1 protein-coding gene is annotated in these 505 nt (G+C 43.6%); it reads left to right on the top strand.

The features are described from left to right. Positions 1-224 precede the first annotated feature (224 nt). On the top strand, positions 225-505 hold a 281-nt coding region (locus R7190_RS31200), incomplete at its 3' end, for a metalloregulator ArsR/SmtB family transcription factor (protein ID WP_318138387.1).

The raw sequence follows: 505 nt of genomic DNA, 5'->3' as shown, positions 1-505 counted from the left end.
AACTAACAACTCATCAAAGAGTGTAGGAGAGGAAGTTTGAACGTGGGGTGAAATAATAATGCACATTGATCTGTCTCATTGGAGGAGACAATTTTTGTCATCACAGTATGAGTCGGTATGAAACTCGCCTGAAATCACACAGAGTCAAACCAGAAAAGTTGGCATTCAAGGCGAGTTTCCCTATTATCGAAACACATTTAACGTTGGTCAGTTTAGAGGTCAGTATGGAGCTAGAAGCCGTCGCTAAAGCATTAAAAGAATTAGGGCACCCTACCCGTCTATGCATTTATAAAGAAGTCGTTAAAGCGGGCTATAAAGGCATTGCGGTAGGCGGTGTGCAAGAAAAACTCGGTATTCCTGCATCCACACTTTCTCATCATATTTCCAGTTTAGCCTCTGCAGGACTCATTACTCAGCGCCGTGAAGGCCGCATTCTTTTTTGTGTCGCTGAATACGAATGTTTGGACGATGTCGTCGACTGTCTTTGTGCCGAATGTTGCGTGAA

It is taken from the genome of Vibrio sp. 1078-1 (assembly GCF_033340475.1).
The sequence above is the reverse complement of the archived record's forward strand: the minus strand, read 5'-3'. Positions and strand labels throughout refer to the sequence as shown.